We start from the raw sequence: 23468 nt of genomic DNA on the forward strand, positions 1-23468 counted from the left end.
GAGAGCGCCTGCCTTGCACGCAGGAGGTCAACGGTTCGATCCCGTTTGGCTCCACCACTACTGCTTCTGTTTGTTGAAAGCTTAGAAATGAGCATTCCATCATTATGATGGTGAATGTTGATTTCTAGTCTTTGATTAGATCGTTCTTTAAAAATTTGGGTATGTGATAGAAAGATAGACTGAACGTTACTTTCACTGGTAACGGATCAGGCTAAGGTGAAGATTTGTGAGTTGCTCTATGAGCAAGTGCGAATTTTCGGCGAATGTCGTCTTCATAGTATAACCAGATTGCTTGGGGTTATATGGTCAAGTGAAGAAGCGCATACGGTGGATGCCTTGGCAGTCAGAGGCGATGAAAGACGTGGTAGCCTGCGAAAAGCTTCGGGGAGTCGGCAAACAGACTTTGATCCGGAGATGTCTGAATGGGGGAACCCAGCCATCATAAGATGGTTATCTTAAGCTGAATACATAGGCTTAAGAGGCGAACCAGGGGAACTGAAACATCTAAGTACCCTGAGGAAAAGAAATCAACCGAGATTCCCTTAGTAGTGGCGAGCGAACGGGGACTAGCCCTTAAGTGGCTTTGAGATTAGCGGAACGCTCTGGAAAGTGCGGCCATAGTGGGTGATAGCCCTGTACGCGAAAATCTCTTAGTCATGAAATCGAGTAGGACGGAGCACGAGAAACTTTGTCTGAATATGGGGGGACCATCCTCCAAGGCTAAATACTACTGACTGACCGATAGTGAACTAGTACCGTGAGGGAAAGGCGAAAAGAACCCCGGAGAGGGGGGAGTGAAATAGATCCTGAAACCGTATGCGTACAAGCAGTGGGAGCAGACTTGTTCTGTGACTGCGTACCTTTTGTATAATGGGTCAGCGACTTATTTTCAGTGGCGAGCTTAACCGAATAGGGGAGGCGTAGCGAAAGCGAGTCTTAATAGGGCGTCTAGTCGCTGGGAATAGACCCGAAACCGGGCGATCTATCCATGGGCAGGTTGAAGGTTGGGTAACACTAACTGGAGGACCGAACCGACTACCGTTGAAAAGTTAGCGGATGACCTGTGGATCGGAGTGAAAGGCTAATCAAGCTCGGAGATAGCTGGTTCTCCTCGAAAGCTATTTAGGTAGCGCCTCATGTATCACTGTAGGGGGTAGAGCACTGTTTCGGCTAGGGGGTCATCCCGACTTACCAAACCGATGCAAACTCCGAATACCTACAAGTGCCGAGCATGGGAGACACACGGCGGGTGCTAACGTCCGTCGTGAAAAGGGAAACAACCCAGACCGTCAGCTAAGGTCCCAAAGTTATGGTTAAGTGGGAAACGATGTGGGAAGGCTTAGACAGCTAGGAGGTTGGCTTAGAAGCAGCCACCCTTTAAAGAAAGCGTAATAGCTCACTAGTCGAGTCGGCCTGCGCGGAAGATGTAACGGGGCTCAAACCATACACCGAAGCTACGGGTATCACTTAGGTGATGCGGTAGAGGAGCGTTCTGTAAGCCTGTGAAGGTGAGTTGAGAAGCTTGCTGGAGGTATCAGAAGTGCGAATGCTGACATGAGTAACGACAATGGGTGTGAAAAACACCCACGCCGAAAGACCAAGGTTTCCTGCGCAACGTTAATCGACGCAGGGTTAGTCGGTCCCTAAGGCGAGGCTGAAAAGCGTAGTCGATGGAAAACAGGTTAATATTCCTGTACTTCTGGTTATTGCGATGGAGGGACGGAGAAGGCTAGGCCAGCTTGGCGTTGGTTGTCCAAGTTTAAGGTGGTAGGCTGGAATCTTAGGTAAATCCGGGATTCTAAGGCCGAGAGCTGATGACGAGTGTTCTTTTAGAACACGAAGTGGTTGATGCCATGCTTCCAAGAAAAGCTTCTAAGCTTCAGGTAACCAGGAACCGTACCCCAAACCGACACAGGTGGTTGGGTAGAGAATACCAAGGCGCTTGAGAGAACTCGGGTGAAGGAACTAGGCAAAATGGCACCGTAACTTCGGGAGAAGGTGCGCCGGTGAGGGTGAAGGACTTGCTCCGTAAGCCCACGCCGGTCGAAGATACCAGGCCGCTGCGACTGTTTATTAAAAACACAGCACTCTGCAAACACGAAAGTGGACGTATAGGGTGTGACGCCTGCCCGGTGCCGGAAGGTTAATTGATGGGGTTAGCTAACGCGAAGCTCTTGATCGAAGCCCCGGTAAACGGCGGCCGTAACTATAACGGTCCTAAGGTAGCGAAATTCCTTGTCGGGTAAGTTCCGACCTGCACGAATGGCGTAACGATGGCGGCGCTGTCTCCACCCGAGACTCAGTGAAATTGAAATCGCTGTGAAGATGCAGTGTATCCGCGGCTAGACGGAAAGACCCCGTGAACCTTTACTATAGCTTTGCACTGGACTTTGAATTTGCTTGTGTAGGATAGGTGGGAGGCTTTGAAGCGTGGACGCCAGTCTGCGTGGAGCCAACCTTGAAATACCACCCTGGCAACTTTGAGGTTCTAACTCAGGTCCGTTATCCGGATCGAGGACAGTGTATGGTGGGTAGTTTGACTGGGGCGGTCTCCTCCTAAAGAGTAACGGAGGAGTACGAAGGTGCGCTCAGACCGGTCGGAAATCGGTCGTAGAGTATAAAGGCAAAAGCGCGCTTGACTGCGAGACAGACACGTCGAGCAGGTACGAAAGTAGGTCTTAGTGATCCGGTGGTTCTGTATGGAAGGGCCATCGCTCAACGGATAAAAGGTACTCCGGGGATAACAGGCTGATACCGCCCAAGAGTTCATATCGACGGCGGTGTTTGGCACCTCGATGTCGGCTCATCACATCCTGGGGCTGAAGCCGGTCCCAAGGGTATGGCTGTTCGCCATTTAAAGTGGTACGCGAGCTGGGTTTAGAACGTCGTGAGACAGTTCGGTCCCTATCTGCCGTGGACGTTTGAGATTTGAGAGGGGCTGCTCCTAGTACGAGAGGACCGGAGTGGACGAACCTCTGGTGTTCCGGTTGTCACGCCAGTGGCATTGCCGGGTAGCTATGTTCGGAATAGATAACCGCTGAAAGCATCTAAGCGGGAAACTAGCCTCAAGATGAGATCTCACTGGGACCTTGAGTCCCCTGAAGGGCCGTCGAAGACTACGACGTTGATAGGTTGGGTGTGTAAGCGCTGTGAGGCGTTGAGCTAACCAATACTAATTGCCCGTGAGGCTTGACCATATAACACCCAAGCAATTTGACTACTTCGAAAGAAGCATCAGATTGCGGTGTGTGAAGACGAAACGAACCGAAAGTTCGAATCTGCTCAAAGCAACACACAACACCGAAAGCTATCACATACCCAATTTGCTGAAGCGAGGTCATCTGGCCACGACTCAGTACCCGAATTTCTTGACGACCATAGAGCATTGGAACCACCTGATCCCATCCCGAACTCAGCAGTGAAACGATGCATCGCCGATGGTAGTGTGGGGTTTCCCCATGTGAGAGTAGGTCATCGTCAAGATTAAATTCCGAAACCCCTATCTGCGTATGCAGGTAGGGGTTTTGTTTTTGTCCGCGAGAAAGTTCAGCGCCTGGCCAGGCGCAGGTAGATCAGTCCATTGACCAGCACCACCAGGCCACCGAGGCCTAGCTGGATACTAGGCGTCAGCCCAGCGGGGTAAATCAGGGGCCACAGGTAATGTTCGATGAAACTCTCCTCATACCCGGCCTGGCCGGCACTGCGGCGCATGAGGTTTTCCCAGCGGGTCAGGGGGCAGCTCCAGTGGCAGACTTCAACCAGGGTGCCCCACACTACCGCTGGCAGGTGCCACCAGATCACCGGGCGCCATTTGAACGCGAGCAGGGCGCCGAACAGGACGAACAGAATGAACAGCAAATGCACGAGCAGCAGGCCGTCAGCCGTCAGTCGATAGAGCATGGTGCCTCCCGTCGGTAATTGAGCAGGTTCTTCACCACCTATACTCACCGTACCGTGACCCAAAATGCCAGGCGTTCGATTCGCATTGATGCGTGGCTACGGCTGTCGTGTCATTTGCGGGGAGGACTGCGATCTTGAATCGGCGTGTCCTGTTTTTTACTTTACTGGTCATATTACTGGCTGGATGCTCGACTGCGCGTCGCGTCGAACCGACGGTGCAAGTAGTGATCACGGACGCGACCTGGCAGCAGATTGATAAAGACATCGAAACTGTCTCGTTGTCCTCCAGGGAAACGGTCCGCCAGTACACGCGCAAAGCCATGGAACGATGGCGCGAGCAGGTGTTCCAGCGCACCGAGAGCGACTTCATTCCCTGGTTTACCGGCTATTGGACCCAGCAATGGCTGGGCATGAAAGTGGGCTGGTACAAGCTCAGCGCCAAGGACGAGAAGGATACAGTGGTCAACCGCTTGAGCCTGTACCTGCAGGAGCAGTACCACGAGCGCGTGCTGGATCCGGTGGCCAAGGTCACAGACCCGAACGTGATCATGGGCGACGCCGTCACCCTGTATCTGCAGATGCTCAGTGCCCATCTGGGGGAGATCCAGGAGCATTACTCCGTGCCCCAGGATCAATTCGACCAGCGTCTCAACCGGATACCCGCCATCACCCTGGCACCGCCACCTGCGCGTAATGCTTCGCTGTATCAGATCGTCCACACCGAACCAGTCAACCGATTGCCGGCTTATCTGGCCCTGATCGAGCAAGTACGCGGCTCCAATAGTGGGGCAGGGGCCGGGTTGTCGGACGCTGGGATCTCGTCAGTGGCCAAGCGCGCCAGTGAGCGGCTCGAGGCGCAGATTGCCTCGCGCAGCGTCGCCAGCGCGGTGGCAGCGGCCGTCGGTCGGGTAGCAGGTGCGGTGATATCGGTGGTCTCGCTGGGCATCGGTGCCATGTCCAATGAAAGCGACCGACCCGAAGCGCAAGCGCAAATGCGCAGAAGCTTGAATGCCGCCTTCGACAAGGCATGGCTGGGCCTGATGGAAAACGAGACCAACGGGGTGATGGCCGGGGTCAACTACATCTCCCGGCAAATCGAAGGTGGCCTGAGAGCTGGCCCGTTGGTAGCGCCCAAGCAGGGTGAAGTGTTCAGCCCCGACACCCCTGGTAGCGCAATCCAGTGAGCCGGCTGTTCATGGTGAGGTAGGGCAGCGAGTAGTAGTGGCCGCCTGGCTGATGGCTGCGGCCAGGCGTTTCACGTTGTTCTGTTGAGCCACCACCAGATCGTCGATACTCGGGCCCGAGGGCGTCTGCACGGTGGTGCGGCAATTGAGGAAGCTCTCGCCGTTTTTTCCCTCTTCCATACGCAGGCGCCATTGCGCATCGATAAGCGCGTACTGCCCTGGGACTGAATCGAAGCGCTGCACATCCAGGCGTAAAGACAGCTTGGGCCCAGCGACGGGGCTGGACAGTTGGTCGACCAGGGCATTGCGTAACTCATCCACCAGACTCGCCCCCCACCATTGTGTCTCCAGAATCGCCAAGCCGCTGCTGCCTTGGCGAATGACCATTTGTGGACGGTCGACCTGGGGCGGCACGCTGATCTGCTCGAACTGGATGTTCGCCGACCCATGGGCGCCCGGGGCTGGTTGCGCCGGGAGCAACGTGTGGTAATGAATCGGGTCACTGCGGCACGCCGTAAGCAGCAACAGTGCACTGAGCAACGACACTCTCAACGACAAAGACATGGACCTGCTCCTGTGGTCAGCGGCTCGAAGACGGTTGCAGATTTTGCGCCGGGGCATCTTTCGGACGGCCGCGTAGCAAGGATTCCGGATTTCTGCTCAAGTAGTCGGACAATTCACGCAGCGAGCGTGACATACGCCCCAGTTCATCCAGGGTCTGGGTCAGTTGCTCACGTTGTGGTGAGTCTTCGGCGAGGGTCGAGTTGGCCGACTGCAGGGTTTTGCTCACCTCTTGCAAGGTGTCCTGTACCCCAGGGAGAGTTTTCCCGCTGAATTGCTTGATGCCTTTGCGCATTTCCGTCAGGTTGGCGTCCAGGTTGTTGGCGATCCGCTCGATCGGCAGTTTGTTGATCTTCTCCACCATGGACTGCAATTGCTCCTGCAATTGCTCAAGACTGGCTGGCACGGTCGGGATCATCACCGGACGCGCAGTGGCATCGAAGACGACTTTTGGCGCTTTCGGGAAGAATTCCAGGGCGATATACAGCTGCCCGGTCAACAGGTTGCCGCTACGGGCCTGGGCGCGCAGGCCGTTCTCGACGAAGGTGCCCATCAGCCGGATCCCGGCCTGTTCGTCATCGGGATCATGCTTGAGTGCCGCGAGCATTTTCAGGTGCGCACGGCCCAGGCGTTGCGGATAGATGACGATGCCGACATTGATCGGAAAGCTGCGGGTCTTCTCATCGAAATCCAGGTTGATCGCCACCACCTTGCCAATTTCCAGTCCCTGGAACTCAACAGGCGCGTCGACCTTCAGCCCACGCAAGGCCTGATCGAAGCGCAAGGCGAGGAATTGCGGCTTGCCATTGGGCGGGGCGAGTGCGCTTTTCTGGTCCTCGAACAGCTCGTAGCTGGTGTCTTCGACGGCCGGTTTGTCGTCGGGGCTGTAGTCGGGAGCGCGGAAGGTGATGCCCCCCAGCAACAGGGCAGAGAGTGACTCGGTCTTGACCGCGAAGCCATTGGCGCCCACTTCGACATCGATGCCACTGGCGTTCCAGAAGCGGGTGTTATTGGTGACATAGACATCGTTTGGCGAGGTGACGAACACCTCGATGTTCACCCCTTTGCCATCAGCGTCCAGGGCATAGGCCACCACCTGGCCCACGGGAATCTTGCGGTAATAGACCGGCGAGCCGATATCCAGCGAGCCAAGGTCCCGGGTGCGCAGCATGAAGCGCTTGCCTGGCTCGCCATAGGTAATGGGCGGCGGTGCTTCGAGGCCGATAAAGGTCTTGGCGCGATCATTCGACTGGCCGGCGTCGGCGCCGATAAAGTCGCCGGACAGCAGGGTGTCGATACCCGATACCCCGCCGGCGCCAATGCGCGGGCGCACCACCCAGAACTTCGAGTCCTTGCGGGTGAAGGACTCGGCCTGCTTGGCCAGTTTCACCGTGGCATTGACGCTTTTCTGGTCGTCACTGAGTTCGACCTCCGAGACATGGCCAATCACCACGTTACGATATTTGACCTCGGTCTTGTTGGCGGTCAGGCCTTGCCCGGTCTTGAAGTTGAGGACGATCACGGGCCCTTGCTGCATCACGTTGTGGATCACCAGGGAAATCCCCACCAGCACGGCCACGATCGGCACGATCCACACCAGCGAAACGCTCCAGCGCCGGGTCTTGATGTTGGCTGTGCCGGGTGCTTGCTGCCCGTCAGTGGCTCGCGATTGCATCCATGACCTCCTCGGATTGTCGGTTGTCCCAGATCAGGCGTGGGTCAAAACTCATGGCTGACAGCATGGTGAACACCACCACCATGCCAAAGAACAGAATGCCGGCCCGTGGTTCGATATCCCCCAGCGCCTGGAATTTCACCAGGGCGGCCACCAGTGCCACGACGATCACGTCGAGCATGGACCAATAGCCGATCAGTTCGACGAAACGGTACAGCTGCGAGCGTTCTTTGCGCGCCCACAGACTGCCACGTTGCGCCGTCACCAGGAGTAGGCTGAGGGCGACAAACTTGACTCCCGGGACGGCGATACTGGCAATGAAAATAATCAGCGCAATGTCCCAGGCGCCGTGTTCCCAGAATTCCAGCACTCCACCGATGATAGTGCTGTCGGCACCGCTGCCGAGCATACTGGTGTTCATCACCGGCAACAGGTTGGCCGGGATGTAGAACACCAGGGCCGCCAGCAGAAAGGCCCAGGTGCGGGCCAGGGAGTTGGTTTTGCGTCGGTGCAACGGCGCATCGCAGCGCTCACATGTGTGGGGTTCGTCGCGCATGTCGCAAGCCAGGCCACAGCTGTGACATAGGCACAGGTTGAGGTCGCGTGCCTCGGGCAGGGTGTTCATAAGATGTCCCACAGTTCGCGTACATCGCGTCCGGCAATGCGGATCAGCAACAGGCTCAGGATTGCCAGGGCAAACAGACCCAGGCCTGGCACCACATCCAGCAGGCCGGCGAGTTTGAACACTGCCACCATGGCCCCCAGCAGGCAGACCTCGAGCATGCTCCACGGCCGCAGCGTTTCCAGCCAGCGCATACACAGCTTGAAGGCCGGCGAGCGCCGGGACGCCAGGGCGAAACTCAAGACCCAGATCAACAGCAACAACTGGAAAATTGGCGCAATGATGATGGAGATGGCCGCCACCAGGGCGATGAAGGTAATCGGCCCATCACTCAGGGCCACCACCGAGTCCCAGAGCGTGGCACTGTTCTTCAGGCCCTTCAGGCTGATGCTCATCACCGGATAGAAGTTGGCGAACACCCACAGCACCGCGGCTGTCAGGGTCAGCGCCAGGCGTTGTTGTACCGACAGGCCGTTGTAGCGCTGCAGTACACCGCCACAGCGCTGGCACAGGGCAGTCTGGTGTTTGGCAAGCGTGGCTTTTTCATACACGCCATCGCAGTGCTCACAGATGATCAGTGTGTCAGTCCTGGCCATGGTTAGCACTCAAGGGGAGGCAGAAGCTTCAGGGGCGTTAAATGAATATAGAAGTGCCTCGCCATAGAGCAAATATAAAGTTTGCCGAGGCCAGCACTTGGCTGAAACGAAAAACTGCGCGTCCTCGCCATGAGGGCGCGCAGCCCATAAGAGAAAGGGCTAGTTACTCGCCGCGAATGTACTGCTCCAACTGCTGGATCAGCTCGGCCTGTTCGGCAATGGCTTCCTTGACCAGGTCGCCGATCGACAGCAAGCCCAGCAACTGGCCGTCTTCGACCACCGGCAAGTGGCGCAGGTGCTTGTCGGTCATGATGTTCATGCAGGTCTGCACGCTTTGATGGGAGTCTACGGTGATCACCGGCGAGTTCATGATTTCACTGACCGGCGTGCCGACCGAGGAGCGGCCCTTGAGTACCAGCTTGCGCGCGTAGTCCCGTTCGCTGATCACCCCGACAATATTGCCGTCTTCGAGCACCGGTAGGGCGCCGACGTTTTTTGCCGCCATCACCATCAGCGCTTCCAGCACCATCTGATGGGAATTGATGGTGTGGACCTGCTGGTTCTGCTGGGCCTTGAGCTTGAGCAGTTGCGCGACTGTCTTCATGGAGGAGCCTCTGCGAGGTGGTAATGGTTGGCAGGCGCCTTACGCCCGGACACCCATACAGAATCATAGACGCCAGCCCTTGGAGCAAGTAGGCAAAGCGGCATTTACCTGCTCTGTCTGCGTCATCGAGGTGTGGCATCAGCCTTGGCTGGCGAAAAACAGCGACAAAAAAGCCGCTGACAACGGGTAAACGTCATCAGCGGCTGTGCAGAACAACTCAGCAGTAGCGGTCGATGACACACACTTCAGGTTTGGCCTGCAGGTGCTGCCACTCCTGGGTCAGTGTGGCCAGAACGCGACCGACATAATCTTTGTCGGCGGCGGCTTTTTTGCCGACATAACCCTGGCCGCGACGGTACATCTTCAGTCGGGCGCGCAAGTCATGGTTGTTCTTGGCGAACTCGTCTTCATGGGCATGGGGTGACAGGCAGTCGATATGCACCTGGCCAGATTTGGCAATCCACAGGATATGGCTGTCGTGGCTGTCTTTATGCGCTGCGAACATACGAGCCAGTTCATCAATAGTCGGTTGATTGTTCAGATTCATGTTAAAGCCCCTTGACCAATGTTTGATCTGTCTAGTTGATTCGCTAATTCACTTCTCTACTTCGGTAAGTTGATATCTGGTACCGAAACCAGGGCGACAGTGGTTGTCTGCCGAATATCGGCAGGGCCTTGAGCAGGATGCATGTAGTCTTGCCGAGAAACTGCTACGCACTTGCGGCACAGCGGGGGAGAAACGACGATTGCCTGGAAGTTGCTACCGATACCACTTACTCGGCCACAAGCATCTTGAGGATTGATCGCCGGCGTTTCTCGTCCGTGTAGTGGACGCACATGCCAGGTCAGCTTCATCAATCTGCCTTGTGGGCAGTACACATCCGGGAACAGCTCGGCGGTCAGTCGAGCCTTTTCACAACACTTTTGCCTGTGCTCCCGATCGGGGAGGTGTCTGCATCATGCAAGGGGAAAAACTCCTCGTCAACGGTTTTGTAGTGAATTATTTCATTCACTACAAAAATAATTTCGAGGCCTGCGAGAAGGGATTTAACCTTGTCCTACAATCCCTTGCGTCACTCATGCAAAGGTCACGTGAAGCAGCAATGACGCGTAGAATCGAAGGCCAATCATCTTCGAGGTTGTTGCGGTGGATTTACAGCAGGGCTTCGTCCTGACCCGGCATTGGCGCGACACCCCGACCGGCACCCACGTGGAATTCTGGCTGGCGACCGATGCCGGGCCGCGCCAGGTGCGCCTGCCCGTGCAGACCTCGGTGGCGTTTATCCCGGAACTGTACCGTGAACGCACCCAGGAACTGGTGCGCGGCGAGCCGGGTGTGGAACTGCGGCCTCTGGGGTTGCAGGACTTCCAGCACCGCCCGGTGTTCGGTCTGTACTGCCCGCAACACCGCCAGTTGATGCACCTGGAGTCGGTGCTGCGCCGGGCCGGCGTCGAAGTTTTCGAGGCTGACATCCGCCCGCCGGAGCGCTACCTGATGGAGCGCTTCATCACCGCCCCCGTGTCGTTCAGCGGTACGGCCGGCGACGGTGACCTGTTGCTCGAAACCCATCTCAAGCCAGCGCCGGATTACCGTCCACGCCTGAAGCTGGTGTCGTTGGACATCGAGACCACCGAGCAAGCCGAGTTGTACTCGATTGCCCTTGAAGGTTGCGGGCAGCGCCAGGTCTACATGCTCGGCGCACCCAACGGCGAGGCCGGCGCCGTCGACTTCGACCTGGAGTACTGCGACTCGCGGGCCACGCTGTTGAAGAAACTCAACCAATGGTTCGCCGAGCACGACCCTGATGCGATCATCGGCTGGAACCTGGTGCAGTTTGACCTGCGGGTGCTGCACGAGCATGCCCGGCGCCTGGCGGTGCCGTTGCGCCTGGGACGTGGTGGCGAGGAGATGCAGTGGCGTGAACACGGCTCGGGCAACAATCACTATTTTGCCGCCGCGGCAGGCCGGCTGATCATCGACGGCATCGAGTCCCTGCGTTCGGCGACATGGAGTTTCCCCTCGTTCAGCCTGGAGAACGTCGCACAGACCCTGCTCGGTGAAGGCAAGTCCATCGACAACCCCTACCAGCGCATGGACGAAATCAACCGCATGTTCGCCGAGGACAAGCCGGCCCTGGCGCGCTACAACCTCAAGGACTGTGAGCTGGTGACGCGGATCTTCGCCAAGACCGAACTGCTGACCTTCCTGCTGGAGCGAGCCAGTGTCACCGGACTGCCCGCCGACCGCAGTGGCGGCTCGGTGGCGGCCTTCACCCACCTGTACATGCCGCTGATGCATCGCCAGGGGTTTGTTGCGCCGAACCAGGGCGAGCGCCCACCCCAGGCCAGCCCCGGCGGGTTTGTCATGGATTCGCAGCCGGGCCTGTACGAGTCGGTGCTGGTGCTCGACTACAAGAGCCTGTACCCCTCGATCATCCGCACCTTCCTGATTGATCCCGTAGGCCTGATCGAAGGCCTGCGTCACCCGGACGACAGTGAGTCGGTGCCAGGTTTTCGCGGGGCGCGATTCTCGCGGACCCGGCATTGCCTGCCGGCCATCGTCGCGCGCGTTTCCGAAGGCCGGGAAGTGGCCAAGCGTGAGCAGAACGCGCCGCTGTCCCAGGCGCTGAAGATCATCATGAACGCCTTCTACGGCGTGCTGGGTTCCAGCGGCTGCCGATTCTTCGACACCCGCCTGGCATCCTCGATCACCCTGCGTGGACACGAGATCATGCAGCGCACCCGGCAACTGATCGAAGCCCAGGGCCATGCGGTGATCTACGGCGACACCGACTCCACGTTCGTCTGGTTGCGCCGGGCCCACGGCCAGGAAGAAGCGGCGCAGATCGGTCACGCCCTGGTGGCCCACGTCAACCAGTGGTGGCGCGAACACCTGCTGGCCGAACTCGGCTTGCACAGTGTGCTGGAGCTGCAATACGAAACCCATTTCCGGCGCTTCCTGATGCCGACCATCCGGGGGGCAGAGGAGGGCAGCAAGAAGCGCTACGCCGGCTTGGTGATGCATGCCGACGGCAGCGAGCAAATGGTCTACAAAGGCCTGGAGACCGTGCGCACCGACTGGTCGCCGTTGGCCCGGCAGTTCCAGCAGGAACTCTACTCGCGCATCTTCCACCGCCAGCCCTATCAGGACTATGTGCGTGAGTTCGTCCGCGCCACCGTAGCCGGCGAGCAGGATCAATTGCTGATCTACCGCAAGCGCCTGCGTCGGCCCCTGGACGACTATGAACGCAACGTACCGCCCCATGTGCGGGCGGCACGCATCGCCGACGAGTACAACGCCCAGCAGGGGCGACCGCGCCAGTACCAGCGGGGTGGCTGGATCAGCTACCTGATCACTGTCGCCGGTCCCGAACCCCTGGAAACCCGCAGCGCACCGATCGACTATGAGCATTACGTCAGCCGCCAACTGCAGCCGGTGGCGGATGCGATCCTGCCGTTTGTCGACGACGACTTCAGCACCCTGGTTGGCGGGCAGATGGGCTTGTTCTAGGCAAGGCTGCAGACGTAAAAAAGCGCCCCGAAGGGCGTAATGCCGATCAGTTAAGCGACGCCGACCATTGTGGGAGCGAGCTTGCTCGCGATGAACTTGAAAGCGCCGCGTGTTTATCCATTTACGCGTTATCGTTCACGTCCATCGCGAGCAAGCTCGCTCCCACATAGGTGGTCGTTTTTCCTTAACTGATCGGCATTACCCGAAGGGCGCCTGAATCACCGTGACCGAGGGAGCCCGGTGAGTCCGTTCGTGTGGCAACAGCGCTGCTGCATGAACGGTGTTGCACGCCGCGCCCCCGACGGGCGCGGCAGGTTTACTTGCCGAGTTTTACCCGGGTCCAGCCGCGGGTCATGATCCGTTGCGTGGCGATGGGCATGTCCGGCACGGCATACAGGGTCGCCATCACCGCTTGCGAGGGATACGAACCCGGGTCGTTGCGAATCGCTTCGTCCACCAGCGGAGTCGCGGCCGCGTTGGCGTTACTGTAGCCGACGCTGTTGGTGATCTCGGCCATGATGTCCGGGCGCATCAGGAAGTTCATGAACTGGTAGGCATTGTCGACGTTGGCCGCATCCCGCGGGATGGCGACCATGTCATAGAAGCTGCCGGCGCCTTCCTTGGGAATGCTGTAGTCGACCTTGACCTTGCCCCCGGCTTCCTCGGCGCGGGCCTTGGCTTGCAGCACGTCGCCGGAATAACCGACCGCCACGCAGATATTGCCGTTGGCCAGGTCGGAGATGTACTTGGACGAATGGAAGTACGCCACCGACGGGCGAATCTTCATGAACAGCGCTTCGGCTTCGCTGATCTGCTGCTTGTCCTGGGTGTTCACCGGGTAGCCCAGGTAGTGCAGGGCGGCCGGGAGCATTTCGGTGGGCGAGTCGAGGAAGCTGATGCCGCAGGCCTTGAGCTTGGCTGCGTTCTCGGGCTTGAACAGCAGGTCCCAGGAATTCACCGGGGCGTCGGCGCCCAATACTTCGCGAACCTTGTCCGGGTTGAAGCCGATGCCGATCGAGCCCCACATGTAGGGGAAAGCGTGGCCGTTGTCCGGGTCGCTGGCCGCTGCGTTTTTCAGCAGCACCGGGTTGAGGTTCTTCCAGTTCGACAGTTTTGACTTGTCCAGCGTCTGGTAGACCCCGGCCTTGATCTGCTTGGCCAGGAAGCTGTTGGACGGCACCACGATGTCGTACCCGGATTTACCGGCGAGCAGGCGTGCCTCAAGGGTTTCGTTGCTGTCGAAGACATCGTAGGTCACGCTGATGCCCGTCTCGTCTTCGAATTTCTTGACGGTGTCCGGGGCGATATAGTCGGACCAGTTGTAGACGCGCAGAACCTTGTCATTGGCCTGGGCGCCCGTGGCAATCGCGCCCAATAAGGACAGTGTCAGCAGAGTCCTGCCAAGCATTTTCATCGGTACAGCTCCATTTTCTTCTTATACGAATAACGTAAAGCGTGGGTAAAACCGCTGGCGAGCAAGCGTGCTCTCTCGCCAGCGGGCATCAGGCCGTTGCACCAGTCATGGGCTTGGCGGCGGGCTGCCAGGATTCACTGGCGGTCTGGTCCATGGCGTCCTGGATCGCCCGTTTGCGATTGGCTTCGGCCTTGCGGCTGAAGTACCAGACCAGGAAGGTCACCAGCGATACTGCCAGCAAAATCAGGCTGGCCACCGCGTTGATCTCGGGTTTGACCCCAAGACGCACCGCCGAGAACACTTCCATCGGCAAGGTCGTGGACCCCGGGCCCGAGACGAAGCTGGCCAGCACCAGGTCATCCAGCGACAAGGCGAACGACATCATGCCGCCCGCTGCCAGCGAGGGCGCGATCATCGGGATGGTGATCAGGAAGAACACCTTCAACGGCCGTGCCCCCAGGTCCATCGCCGCTTCTTCGATCGACAGGTCCAGTTCGCGCAAACGCGCGGAGACTACCACTGCCACATAGGCGGCACAAAATGTGGTGTGGGCGATCCAGATGGTGACGATGCCACGTTCCATCGGCCAGCCGATCATCTGTGCCATGGCCACGAACAGCAGCAACAACGACAGGCCGGTGATCACTTCTGGCATCACCAACGGCGCGGTGACCAGGCCGCCAAACAGGGTGCGACCCTTGAAACGGGTGACCCGGGTCAGCACGAACGCGGCCAACGTCCCCAGCGCCACCGCGGCAATCGCGGTGTAGCAGGCGATTTCCAGCGAGCGCAGTACCGAGCCCATCAGTTGGCTGTTGTCCAGCAGGCCGACGTACCACTTCACCGACCAGCCGCCCCAGACCGTTACCAGTTTCGAGGCGTTGAACGAGTAAATCACCAGAATCAGCATGGGCAGGTAGATGAACGCCAGGCCCAATACCAGCATCAATCGGGAAAATCCGAAACGCTTCATGCCCGTCCCTCCATCTCTTTGGCCTGGCTGCGGTTGAACAGAATGATCGGCACGATCAGGATCGCCAGCATCACCACCGCCAGGGCGGATGCCACCGGCCAGTCACGGTTGTTGAAGAACTCTTGCCACAGCACGCGACCGATCATCAGGGTTTCCGGGCCGCCCAGCAGTTCCGGAATCACGAACTCGCCCACCACCGGGATGAACACCAGCATGCAGCCTGCGATGATGCCGTTCCTGGCCAGCGGCACGGTGATCTTCCAGAAGCTGTTGAAGGTGCTCGAACCCAGGTCGGACGCGGCTTCCAGCAGGCTCTGGTCATGCTTGACCAGGTTGGCGTACAGCGGCAGCACCATGAACGGCAGGTAGGCGTAGACCACGCCGATGTACACCGCAGTGTTGGTGTTGAGGATTTCGATCGGGTGCGAGGTCAAGCCGGTCCACATCAGGAAGCCATTGAGCAGGCCGTTGTTGCTCAAGATGCCCATCCACGCATAGACGCGAATCAGGATCGCCGTCCAGGTCGGCATCATGATCAGCAGCAACAGCACGTTCTGCGCCTCCTTGCTGGCCTTGGAAATCGCGTAGGCCATCGGGAAGCCAAGCACCAGGCACATCACGGTGCTGAGCAAGGCGACTTTCAACGAGCCCAGGTACGCCGAGATATACAACTCATCGGCGGCGAGCATCGTGTAGTTGCCCAGGTTGAGCATCAGTTCGAACTTCTGCTCGGCGAAGCTGTAGATCTCGGAGTAGGGCGGAATAGCCAGTGCGGCTTCGGAAAAACTGATCTTCATCACCAGGAAGAACGGCAGCATGAAGAACAGGAACAGCCACAGGAACGGCAGGCCGATCACGACTTTGCGCCCACTGGGCAGAAACCGCTGGAACTGCTGAGTGAGAGTGTTCATGCGCGCAGTACCACGCCGCTGTCGTCTTCCCACCAGACGTAGACCTGATCGTCCCAGGTCGGGCGGGCGCCGCGGCGCTCGGCGTTGGCCATGAACGACTGGACGACCTTGCCGCCAGGCAGCTCGACATAGAACACCGAGTGCCCACCGAGGTAGGCAATGTCCTGTACCTTGCCCCGGGACCAGTTGTAGCGACTCTCGGGTTTTGTGCTGCTGACCAGCATTTTTTCCGGGCGGATGGCGTAGGTGATCGACTTGTCCTGCACCGAGGTGCTGACGCCATGGCCGACGTAGATCTGCTGTTCCAGGTCCGGGCAGTGAATGATCGCGTGGCCTTCCAGGTCTTCCACCACCGTGCCGTCGAAGGCGTTCACGTTGCCGATGAACTCGCAGACCATGCGGCTCACCGGGGCTTCATAGATGTCCACCGGGCTGCCGATCTGCGCGATCCAGCCCAGGTGCATGATGGCGATACGTTCGGCCATGGTCATGGCCTCTTCCTGGTCGTGGGTCACCATCACGCAGGTCACGCCGACCCGCTCGATGATTTCCACCAGTTCCAGCTGCATCTGCGAGCGCAGCTTTTTATCCAGCGCCCCCATCGGCTCGTCGAGCAGCAGCAGCTTGGGCCGTTTGGCCAGGGAGCGGGCGAGGGCGACACGCTGGCGCTGGCCACCGGACAGTTGGTGCGGCTTGCGCTTGGCGTACTGGGTCATGTGCACCAGGCGCAGCATCTCCTCGACACGAGCGTCGATTTCGCTGGCGGGCAAACGGTCCTGCTTGAGGCCAAAGGCGATGTTCTGCGCCACCGTCATGTGCGGGAACAGGGCGTAGGACTGGAACATCATGTTGATCGGCCGCTCGTAGGGCGGCATGTCGGTGATGTCGACGCCGTCGAGCAGGATCCGTCCTTCGGTGGGGCGCTCGAATCCAGCGAGCATGCGCAGCAGGGTCGACTTGCCTGAACCGGAGCCGCCGAGCAGGGCGAAGATTTCGCCTTGATGGATGTCCAGGGACACATCGTCCACCGCCGTGGTTTCGTCGAACTTCTTGGTGACACGATCGACTCGTACCAGCACCTTTTTCGGTTGCTGATGACCCTCAAGAGCCTTCCTGTAAATGCTGGAGGCGTTTGCCATGTGAAACTCCCAACAGGTTTCAGTCGCCGGGCCAACGCGGCCTGACTTAATAGTTGATTGCCAATCGCCAGGTGCCACCTGGAGGTGCGCATGGCGATTCGACTGGTTCGGCACCGCCGTCCTGGCTGCCTGGTCGTGCTTGTTGTTATTGCGGTGTGTGGCTATTGCGAGAAACGGGCGCGCGAAGGCACGCCCGCCAGACTCGCGGGGGTAGAAATACCGGGTTGTGGTTTAGCTCAGCGTGCGTGACGCAGCGTCGCCCGTTGCCGGCAAGCTGCGCCGAACGCCTGGAAAATCGTCAGGTACGCAGGATTGTCCAGCACTTGCCATTCCGGGTGCCATTGCACGCCGAGGGCGAAGGACTTGCTGTGCGTCACCGAGATCGCCTCGATCAAGCCGTCCGGCGCGATGGCCTCGGCACGCAGGCCTGGCGCCAACCGGTCGATACCCTGGCTGTGAATCGAGTTGACCTGGAATGTCGCGGGCAGCTCCAGCGCCTCGAATACACCGCCCGGCTGCACGCTGACCGCGTGGGCCGGTGCGTATTGCACCGCCAGGTCCGGGTGATTTGCTTCGCGGTGATCGAGCATGCCCGGCAACTCATGCACCTTCTGGTGCAGGCTGCCGCCGAACGCGACGTTCATTTCCTGGAAGCCCCGGCAGATCCCGAGCACCGGAACGCCCGCCGCGATGGCAGCACGTAATAGAGGAAGGGTGGTGGCGTCCCGTGCCGGATCGTGATCCGTGCCGGGAGCGCTGGCCGGGCCTTGATAGTGCAAAGGCTCCACGTTCGATGGCGAGCCGGTCAGCAACAGGCCGTCGAGTTGACCGAGCAGGTCGTCGATTTCAGTCAGGTTGCCCAGGGAAGGAATGACCACAGGCAGCCCCAGCGCCGCGACGCTGACAGCACGCAAGTACTTGTCACCGCTGACGTGGTAGGGGTGCAGGCCAATCTGTTTGACGCACGCAGTAACGCCGATCAATGGCTTGAATGCCATTTTTATCACCTCGAAGTTTCACACTTGAACGAGCTTTTCCAGAGCTTAGCCTCGTTGATTTTTTTTAACAACTCTCATGTAAATAATTCTAAACGGCTGGATCGCTGGAACTCAGGTTGGCTGTGGGTTTGCGGGTGATTGTTGAGCGATGGCTGGCTGCGGTGACCAATAAAATCAACAAAAATGCCTATTTGTCCGCTATTGACTTCACTTTGCCTTTCGGATTGACTGAGGTCCGAAAGTGCAGTGAACATAATAATTAACAGCTAATAGGTGCATCATGTCGGTCCCCCTGCGTACCGTTCAACTCAACGAAGCAAACGCATTCCTTAAGAAATATCCTGAGGTTTTGTACGTCGACCTTCTGATTGCGGATATGAACGGTGTGGTGCGCGGCAAGCGCATCGAGCGCACCAGTCTTCATAAGGTCTATGAGAAAGGCATCAACCTGCCGGCCTCGCTGTTCGCCCTCGACATCAATGGTTCCACGGTGGAAAGCACCGGCCTGGGCCTGGACATCGGCGACGCCGACCGCATCTGCTACCCGATTCCCGGCACCTTGAGCATCGAGCCGTGGCAGAAGCGCCCAACCGCGCAACTGCTGATGACCATGCACGAGATCGAAGGCCAGCCGTTCTTCGCTGACCCGCGTGAAGTGCTGGCCAACGTGGTGCGCAAGTTCGACGACCTCGGCCTGACCATTTGCGCGGCGTTTGAACTGGAGTTCTACCTGATCGACCAGGACAACGTGAACGGCCGTCCGCAGTCGCCACGCTCACCGGTTTCCGGCAAGCGCCCGGTATCGACCCAGGTTTACCTGATCGACGACCTCGACGAATACGTTGACTGCCTGCAGGACATCCTCGAAGGCGCGAAAGAGCAGGGCATCCCGGCCGATGCCATCGTCAAGGAAAGTGCCCCGGCGCAATTCGAAGTCAACCTGCATCACGTCAGCGACCCGATCAAGGCCTGCGACTATGCGGTCCTGCTCAAGCGCCTGGTGAAGAACATCGCCTACGACCATGAGATGGACACCACCTTCATGGCCAAGCCGTATCCGGGCCAGGCGGGCAACGGTCTGCACGTGCACATCTCGATCCTCGACAAGGCCGGCAACAACATCTTCGCCAGCGAGGATCCCGAGCAGAACGCCGCATTGCGTCACGCCATCGGCGGTGTGCTGGAGACCCTGCCCGCGCAGATGGCCTTCCTCTGCCCGAACGTCAACTCCTACCGCCGGTTCGGCGCACAGTTCTACGTGCCGAACTCGCCGAGCTGGGGTATCGACAACCGCACCGTGGCCGTGCGCGTGCCGACCGGTTCGCCGGACGCCGTGCGCATCGAACACCGCGTGGCCGGTGCCGACGCCAACCCGTACCTGCTGATGGCTTCGGTGCTGGCCGGTATTCACCACGGCTTGACCAACCAGATCGAGCCGGGTGCGCCGGTCGAAGGCAACAGCTACGAGCAGAACGAGCAGAGCCTGCCGAACAACCTGCGCGATGCCCTGCGTGAGCTGGACGACAGCGAAGTCATGGCCAAGTACATCGACCCGCTGTACATCGACGTGTTCGTGGCGTGCAAGGAAAGCGAGCTGGCCGAGTTCGAGAACTCCATCTCCGACCTTGAGTACAACTGGTACCTGCATACGGTCTGATGGTTGGTGTGCCTGTGGGAACGGGCTCGCCCGCGATATCGCAATCGCGGGCAAGCCCGCTCCCACAGCGATTGCATTGCAAATCCTCAAGGGACTGGCATTCAGTCCGACCACAGCCTATTCCCCTGCGTCGAGTCACAACCATGACAAACACTCGCAGCGACTGGGAGCAACGCTTCCAGTCCTTAAGCATCGAAGGCCGCGCCTTCATCGATGGTCAATACCGTCCGGCACTCAGCGGCGCCACCTTCGAATGCATCAGCCCGGTTGACGGGCGCTTCCTGGCCAACGTCGCCAGCACCGATGAAGCCGATGCCAATGCCGCCGTGCTCGTCGCCCGCCAGGCGTTCGAATCCGGTATCTGGTGCAAGCTGGCCCCCGCTGAGCGCAAGCGCGTCCTGATCCGCTTCGCCGACCTGATCCTGGCGCACCAGGAAGAATTGGCGCTGCTGGAAACCCTGGACATGGGCAAGCCCATCAGCGACTCCATGGCCATCGACATTCCAGCGACCGCTAACGCGATCCGCTGGAGTGCCGAAGCCATCGACAAACTCTACGACGAAGTCGCCACCACGCCCCACGATCAACTGGGCCTGGTGACCCGCGAAGCGTCCGGCGTGGTGGCGGCCATCGTGCCGTGGAACTTCCCGTTGATCATGGCCAGCTGGAAGTTCGCCCCGGCCCTGGCGGCAGGCAACTCGTTCATCCTCAAGCCGTCGGAAAAGTCCCCGCTGACGGCCATCCGCATCGCCCAACTAGCGCTAGAGGCTGGCATCCCCAAGGGCGTGTTCAACGTCCTGCCGGGTTACGGCCACACCGTCGGCAAGGCACTGGCGCTGCACATGGACGTCGACGTCCTGGCCTTCACCGGCTCGACCGCGGTTGCCAAGCAGCTGCTGATCTACGCCGGGCAAAGCAACCTCAAGCGCGTCTGGCTAGAAGCTGGCGGCAAGAGTCCGAACGTGGTGTTTGCCGATGCGCCGGATCTGCGCGCGGCGGCGCAGGCGGCGGCCAGTGCCATCGCCTTCAACCAGGGCGAAGTCTGCACCGCCGGCTCACGCCTGCTGGTGGAGCGCTCGATTCGCCAGCAGTTCATCCCGCTGCTGGTGGAGGCCCTGCAAGCCTGGCAACCCGGGCACGCGCTGGACCCGACAAGCCGGGTCGGCGCGGTGGTCGATCAACGTCAGTTGGACAACATCCTGCGCTACATCGCCATCGGCCGCGAGCAAGGTGCCGAGCTGATCGCCGGCGGCAACCGCACCCTCGAGGACAGCGGTGGCCAGTACGTGGAGCCGACGATTTTCGACGGTGTGAGCAACGCCATGACCATCGCCCGCGAAGAAATCTTCGGCCCAGTGTTGTCGCTGATCACCTTCGACACCGCAGAAGAAGCGTTGCAGATCGCCAACGACAGCATCTTCGGTTTGGCCGCCGGGGTCTGGACCCGCGACCTGAGCAAGGCCCACACCTTCGCCCGGGGCCTGCGCGCCGGCAGCGTGTGGGTCAACCAGTACGACGGCGGTGACATGACCGCGCCCTTCGGTGGGTTCAAGCAGTCGGGCAACGGTCGCGACAAGTCCCTGCACGCCTTCGACAAGTACACCGAGCTCAAAGCCACCTGGATCAAGCTCTGACCTATTAGACAGTCGCGGTGACAGGCCTTTGGCGTGTCACCGCGCGGGAACTCAATCATGCAAAAACATGTAAACAGCTACTACGCCGCCACCCGCAACGAGATCATCGACTTCCCGGTGCTCGAAGAGTTGGTGGAATGCGACGTCTGTGTGATCGGCGCCGGCTACACTGGCCTGTCCTCGGCGTTGTTCCTCAGCGAAGCGGGCTACAGCGTCACGGTGCTCGAAGCCGCCAAGGTCGGCTACGGCGCCAGCGGGCGCAACGGCGGGCAACTGGTCAATTCCTACAGCCGCGACGTCGATGTGATCGAGCAGCGCTACGGCGAAAAGACCGCCGAAGTGCTGGGCAGCATGATTTTCGAAGGCGCGGACATCATCCGCTCGCGGATCAAGCAATACGACATCCAGTGCGACTACAAGCCCGGTGGCATTTTCGCCGCGCTGAACAAGAAACAACTCAAGGGCCTGGCCGAACAGAAGAGCGGTTGGGAGCGCTACGGCAACCACCACCTGCGGATGCTCGACGCGCAAGAGATCGCCAAGGAAGTAGGGACCCGCAACTATGTCGGTGGCCTGCTGGACATGCAGGGTGGTCACGTCCATCCGCTGAACCTGGCCCTGGGCGAAGCGGCTGCCATCCTCAGTCTTGGCGGAAAAATCTTCGAGCAGTCGGCAGCGGTGGAAATCACCTACGGCGAACCCATAGTCGTGCGCACGGCCAAGGGCGTGGTACGCGCCAAGTACCTGTTGATCGCCGGCAACGCCTACCTGCCGCAAGACCTCGACAACCGCGTCACCCGCAAGAGCATGCCCTGCGGTTCGCAGATCGTGGTCACCGAGCCCCTGTCGGAAAAAGTCGCCAGGAGCCTGATCAGCAACAACTACTGCGTCGAAGACTGTAACTACCTGCTCGACTACTACCGCCTGACTGCCGACAACCGTCTGCTCTATGGTGGCGGTGTGGTCTACGGCGCGCGCGAGCCGGACGACATCGAGCAACTGATCCGGCCGAAAATCCTCAAGACCTTCCCCCAGCTCAAGGACGTGAAGATCGACTACCGCTGGACCGGCAACTTCCTGCTGACCATGTCACGCATGCCGCAATTTGGCCGCATCGAGAAAAACGCCTATTACATGCAGGGCTACAGCGGCCACGGGGTGACCTGTTCGCACCTGGCCGGCAAGCTGATCGCGGAAATGATCCGTGGCGACGCCGAGCGTTTCGACGCCTTCGCCTCCCTGCCACACATGCCGATGTTCGGTGGCCGCACCTTCCAGGCCCCACTGACCGCCATGGGCGCGGTGTACTACGCGATGCGTGACCGTTTCGGTATCTAGTCTGACGCTCGCCGACGGCCGTCTTGAGGAAGGTCGTCGGTTTTTTATCCGGCCTTTCTCCAAGCTGCTGAGCCGTGGGCGGAAAACGTGATTTAATAGCCGCCTTTCACGTCTTCGGGACAGAGGAACGGCGATTTTCGCGACACAAGTCGCCCGCCATCCCCCCACACTACCCTTAAGTTTTTCTCACATAAGGCTGTCATGGACACGGGCTCTCGACTCAAATTAGTACGCGAAAGCTACAAGCTGTCCCAGCGCGAGCTGGCCCGGCGTAGCGGCGTCACCAATGCCACCATCTCCCTGATCGAACAGAATCGGGTCAGTCCTTCCGTCAGCTCACTGAAAAAACTGCTGGAGGGCATCCCCATGTCCCTGGCGGACTTCTTCACCTTCGACCAGCCACCGCGCGAACACCAATACATCTTCCGCGCCAACGAACAGCCCGACCTCGGTCGCCACGGCCTGCGCCTGCTGCTGATCGGCGCCTCGGTGCCCAGCCGCCAGATGCGCCTGCTGCGCGAGCAATACGCACCGGGCGCCAGCTCGGGCGAAGAGCCGATCGTGCACGCCGAAGGCGAGGAGTGCGGGTTGGTGACGCGGGGTACCGTGGAACTCACCGTGGATGGCCAGGTCAGCGTGTTGAACGCCGGGGATGGTTATTACTTTCCGACCACGCTGCCGCACCGGTTTCGCAACATCGGCGCGGACGAGGCGGAAATCATCAGTGCGAACACGCCCGCCAACTTTTGAT

General features: G+C 59.4%; 18 protein-coding genes, 1 tRNA gene and 2 rRNA genes (1 of these 21 only partly in view). 9 read left to right on the forward strand and 12 right to left on the reverse strand.

All coding sequences use genetic code 11. The annotated features are described in order from the left end of the window. From QMK50_RS23195 to rrf, 3 genes are all read left to right on the forward strand, one after another. A tRNA-Ala gene (locus QMK50_RS23195) sits at positions 1 to 57 on the forward strand; it begins 19 nt to the left of the window's first position. 247 nt (positions 58 to 304) lie between these two features. Next, positions 305 to 3197, forward strand: a 23S ribosomal RNA gene (locus tag QMK50_RS23200). Positions 3198 to 3367: 170 nt separating this feature from the next. Next, positions 3368 to 3483, forward strand: a 5S ribosomal RNA gene (gene rrf, locus QMK50_RS23205). Positions 3484 to 3546: 63 nt separating this feature from the next. Here the strand turns inward: rrf and QMK50_RS23210 are convergent. Then, positions 3547 to 3900, reverse strand: a complete 354-nt coding sequence (locus QMK50_RS23210; protein ID WP_095171068.1) for a DUF2784 domain-containing protein — start codon at positions 3898 to 3900, stop codon at positions 3547 to 3549. A 215-nt stretch (positions 3901 to 4115) separates the two neighbouring features. Between QMK50_RS23210 and QMK50_RS23215 the strand changes: the two genes are divergently transcribed. Continuing rightward, the gene (locus tag QMK50_RS23215; RefSeq protein WP_320334062.1) at positions 4116 to 5084 is read left to right on the forward strand and encodes a hypothetical protein; all 969 of its coding nucleotides are present in this window, start codon (positions 4116 to 4118) and stop codon (positions 5082 to 5084) included. Between the two features lie 9 nt (positions 5085 to 5093). Here the strand turns inward: QMK50_RS23215 and QMK50_RS23220 are convergent, their stop codons facing one another. From QMK50_RS23220 to QMK50_RS23245, 6 genes are all read right to left on the reverse strand, one after another. Then, positions 5094 to 5648 (reverse strand): PqiC family protein, encoded by a 555-nt coding sequence (locus QMK50_RS23220; protein ID WP_320334063.1) that lies wholly within the window; start codon positions 5646 to 5648, stop codon positions 5094 to 5096. A gap of 16 nt (positions 5649 to 5664) precedes the next feature. Further along, complete coding sequence (locus QMK50_RS23225) at positions 5665 to 7320, reverse strand: intermembrane transport protein PqiB (RefSeq protein WP_320334064.1); 1656 nt, start codon at positions 7318 to 7320, stop codon at positions 5665 to 5667. Then, on the reverse strand, positions 7301 to 7945 hold the full coding sequence (locus tag QMK50_RS23230; RefSeq protein WP_095171062.1) for a paraquat-inducible protein A: 645 nt from the start codon (positions 7943 to 7945) through the stop codon (positions 7301 to 7303). The genes QMK50_RS23225 and QMK50_RS23230 overlap by 20 nt, the downstream gene beginning before the upstream one ends. Next, the gene (locus QMK50_RS23235) at positions 7942 to 8538 is read right to left on the reverse strand and encodes a paraquat-inducible protein A (RefSeq protein WP_320334065.1); all 597 of its coding nucleotides are present in this window, start codon (positions 8536 to 8538) and stop codon (positions 7942 to 7944) included. The genes QMK50_RS23230 and QMK50_RS23235 overlap by 4 nt, the downstream gene beginning before the upstream one ends. A gap of 163 nt (positions 8539 to 8701) precedes the next feature. Then, positions 8702 to 9142, reverse strand: coding sequence for a CBS domain-containing protein (locus QMK50_RS23240; RefSeq protein WP_095171058.1), 441 nt, complete (start codon positions 9140 to 9142; stop codon positions 8702 to 8704). A 217-nt stretch (positions 9143 to 9359) separates the two neighbouring features. Beyond that, positions 9360 to 9689, reverse strand: a complete 330-nt coding sequence (locus QMK50_RS23245) for a hypothetical protein (RefSeq protein ID WP_095171056.1) — start codon at positions 9687 to 9689, stop codon at positions 9360 to 9362. A gap of 600 nt (positions 9690 to 10289) precedes the next feature. On the opposite strand from QMK50_RS23245, the gene QMK50_RS23250 reads away from it, so the two are divergent. Continuing rightward, positions 10290 to 12653, forward strand: a complete 2364-nt coding sequence (locus tag QMK50_RS23250; RefSeq protein WP_320334066.1) for a DNA polymerase II — start codon at positions 10290 to 10292, stop codon at positions 12651 to 12653. Positions 12654 to 12969: 316 nt separating this feature from the next. Here the strand turns inward: QMK50_RS23250 and QMK50_RS23255 are convergent, their stop codons facing one another. The 5 genes from QMK50_RS23255 to QMK50_RS23275 all read right to left on the reverse strand — a co-directional run bounded on the left by QMK50_RS23255 (position 12970) and on the right by QMK50_RS23275 (position 18088). Beyond that, entirely contained in the window at positions 12970 to 14067 is a 1098-nt protein-coding gene (locus QMK50_RS23255) for a polyamine ABC transporter substrate-binding protein (protein ID WP_095171052.1), read from the reverse strand. 88 nt (positions 14068 to 14155) lie between these two features. Next, a complete protein-coding gene (locus QMK50_RS23260) occupies positions 14156 to 15040 on the reverse strand; it encodes an ABC transporter permease subunit (RefSeq protein ID WP_095171050.1) in 885 nt (294 codons plus the stop codon). Beyond that, entirely contained in the window at positions 15037 to 15918 is an 882-nt protein-coding gene (locus QMK50_RS23265; protein WP_174244614.1) for an ABC transporter permease subunit, read from the reverse strand. The genes QMK50_RS23260 and QMK50_RS23265 overlap by 4 nt, the downstream gene beginning before the upstream one ends. Before the next feature lie 29 nt (positions 15919 to 15947). Beyond that, complete coding sequence (locus QMK50_RS23270; RefSeq protein ID WP_095171046.1) at positions 15948 to 17090, reverse strand: ABC transporter ATP-binding protein; 1143 nt, start codon at positions 17088 to 17090, stop codon at positions 15948 to 15950. Between the two features lie 236 nt (positions 17091 to 17326). Beyond that, positions 17327 to 18088 carry a gamma-glutamyl-gamma-aminobutyrate hydrolase family protein gene (locus tag QMK50_RS23275; protein ID WP_320334067.1) on the reverse strand — a complete coding sequence of 254 codons (762 nt, stop codon included), beginning with the start codon at positions 18086 to 18088 and terminating at the stop codon, positions 17327 to 17329. A 280-nt stretch (positions 18089 to 18368) separates the two neighbouring features. Between QMK50_RS23275 and QMK50_RS23280 the strand changes: the two genes are divergently transcribed. From QMK50_RS23280 to QMK50_RS23295, 4 genes are all read left to right on the forward strand, one after another. Beyond that, the gene (locus tag QMK50_RS23280; protein WP_095171042.1) at positions 18369 to 19745 is read left to right on the forward strand and encodes a glutamine synthetase family protein; all 1377 of its coding nucleotides are present in this window, start codon (positions 18369 to 18371) and stop codon (positions 19743 to 19745) included. A gap of 143 nt (positions 19746 to 19888) precedes the next feature. Continuing rightward, the gene (locus QMK50_RS23285; RefSeq protein ID WP_320334068.1) at positions 19889 to 21379 is read left to right on the forward strand and encodes an aldehyde dehydrogenase; all 1491 of its coding nucleotides are present in this window, start codon (positions 19889 to 19891) and stop codon (positions 21377 to 21379) included. A gap of 54 nt (positions 21380 to 21433) precedes the next feature. Continuing rightward, positions 21434 to 22717, forward strand: a complete 1284-nt coding sequence (locus QMK50_RS23290; protein WP_159998762.1) for an NAD(P)/FAD-dependent oxidoreductase — start codon at positions 21434 to 21436, stop codon at positions 22715 to 22717. Positions 22718 to 22918: 201 nt separating this feature from the next. Next, a complete protein-coding gene (locus QMK50_RS23295; RefSeq protein WP_027618083.1) occupies positions 22919 to 23467 on the forward strand; it encodes a cupin domain-containing protein in 549 nt (182 codons plus the stop codon). Position 23468: the final 1 nt, after the last annotated feature.

It is taken from the genome of Pseudomonas sp. P5_152 (assembly GCF_033989915.1).
GTDB lineage: Bacteria > Pseudomonadota > Gammaproteobacteria > Pseudomonadales > Pseudomonadaceae > Aquipseudomonas.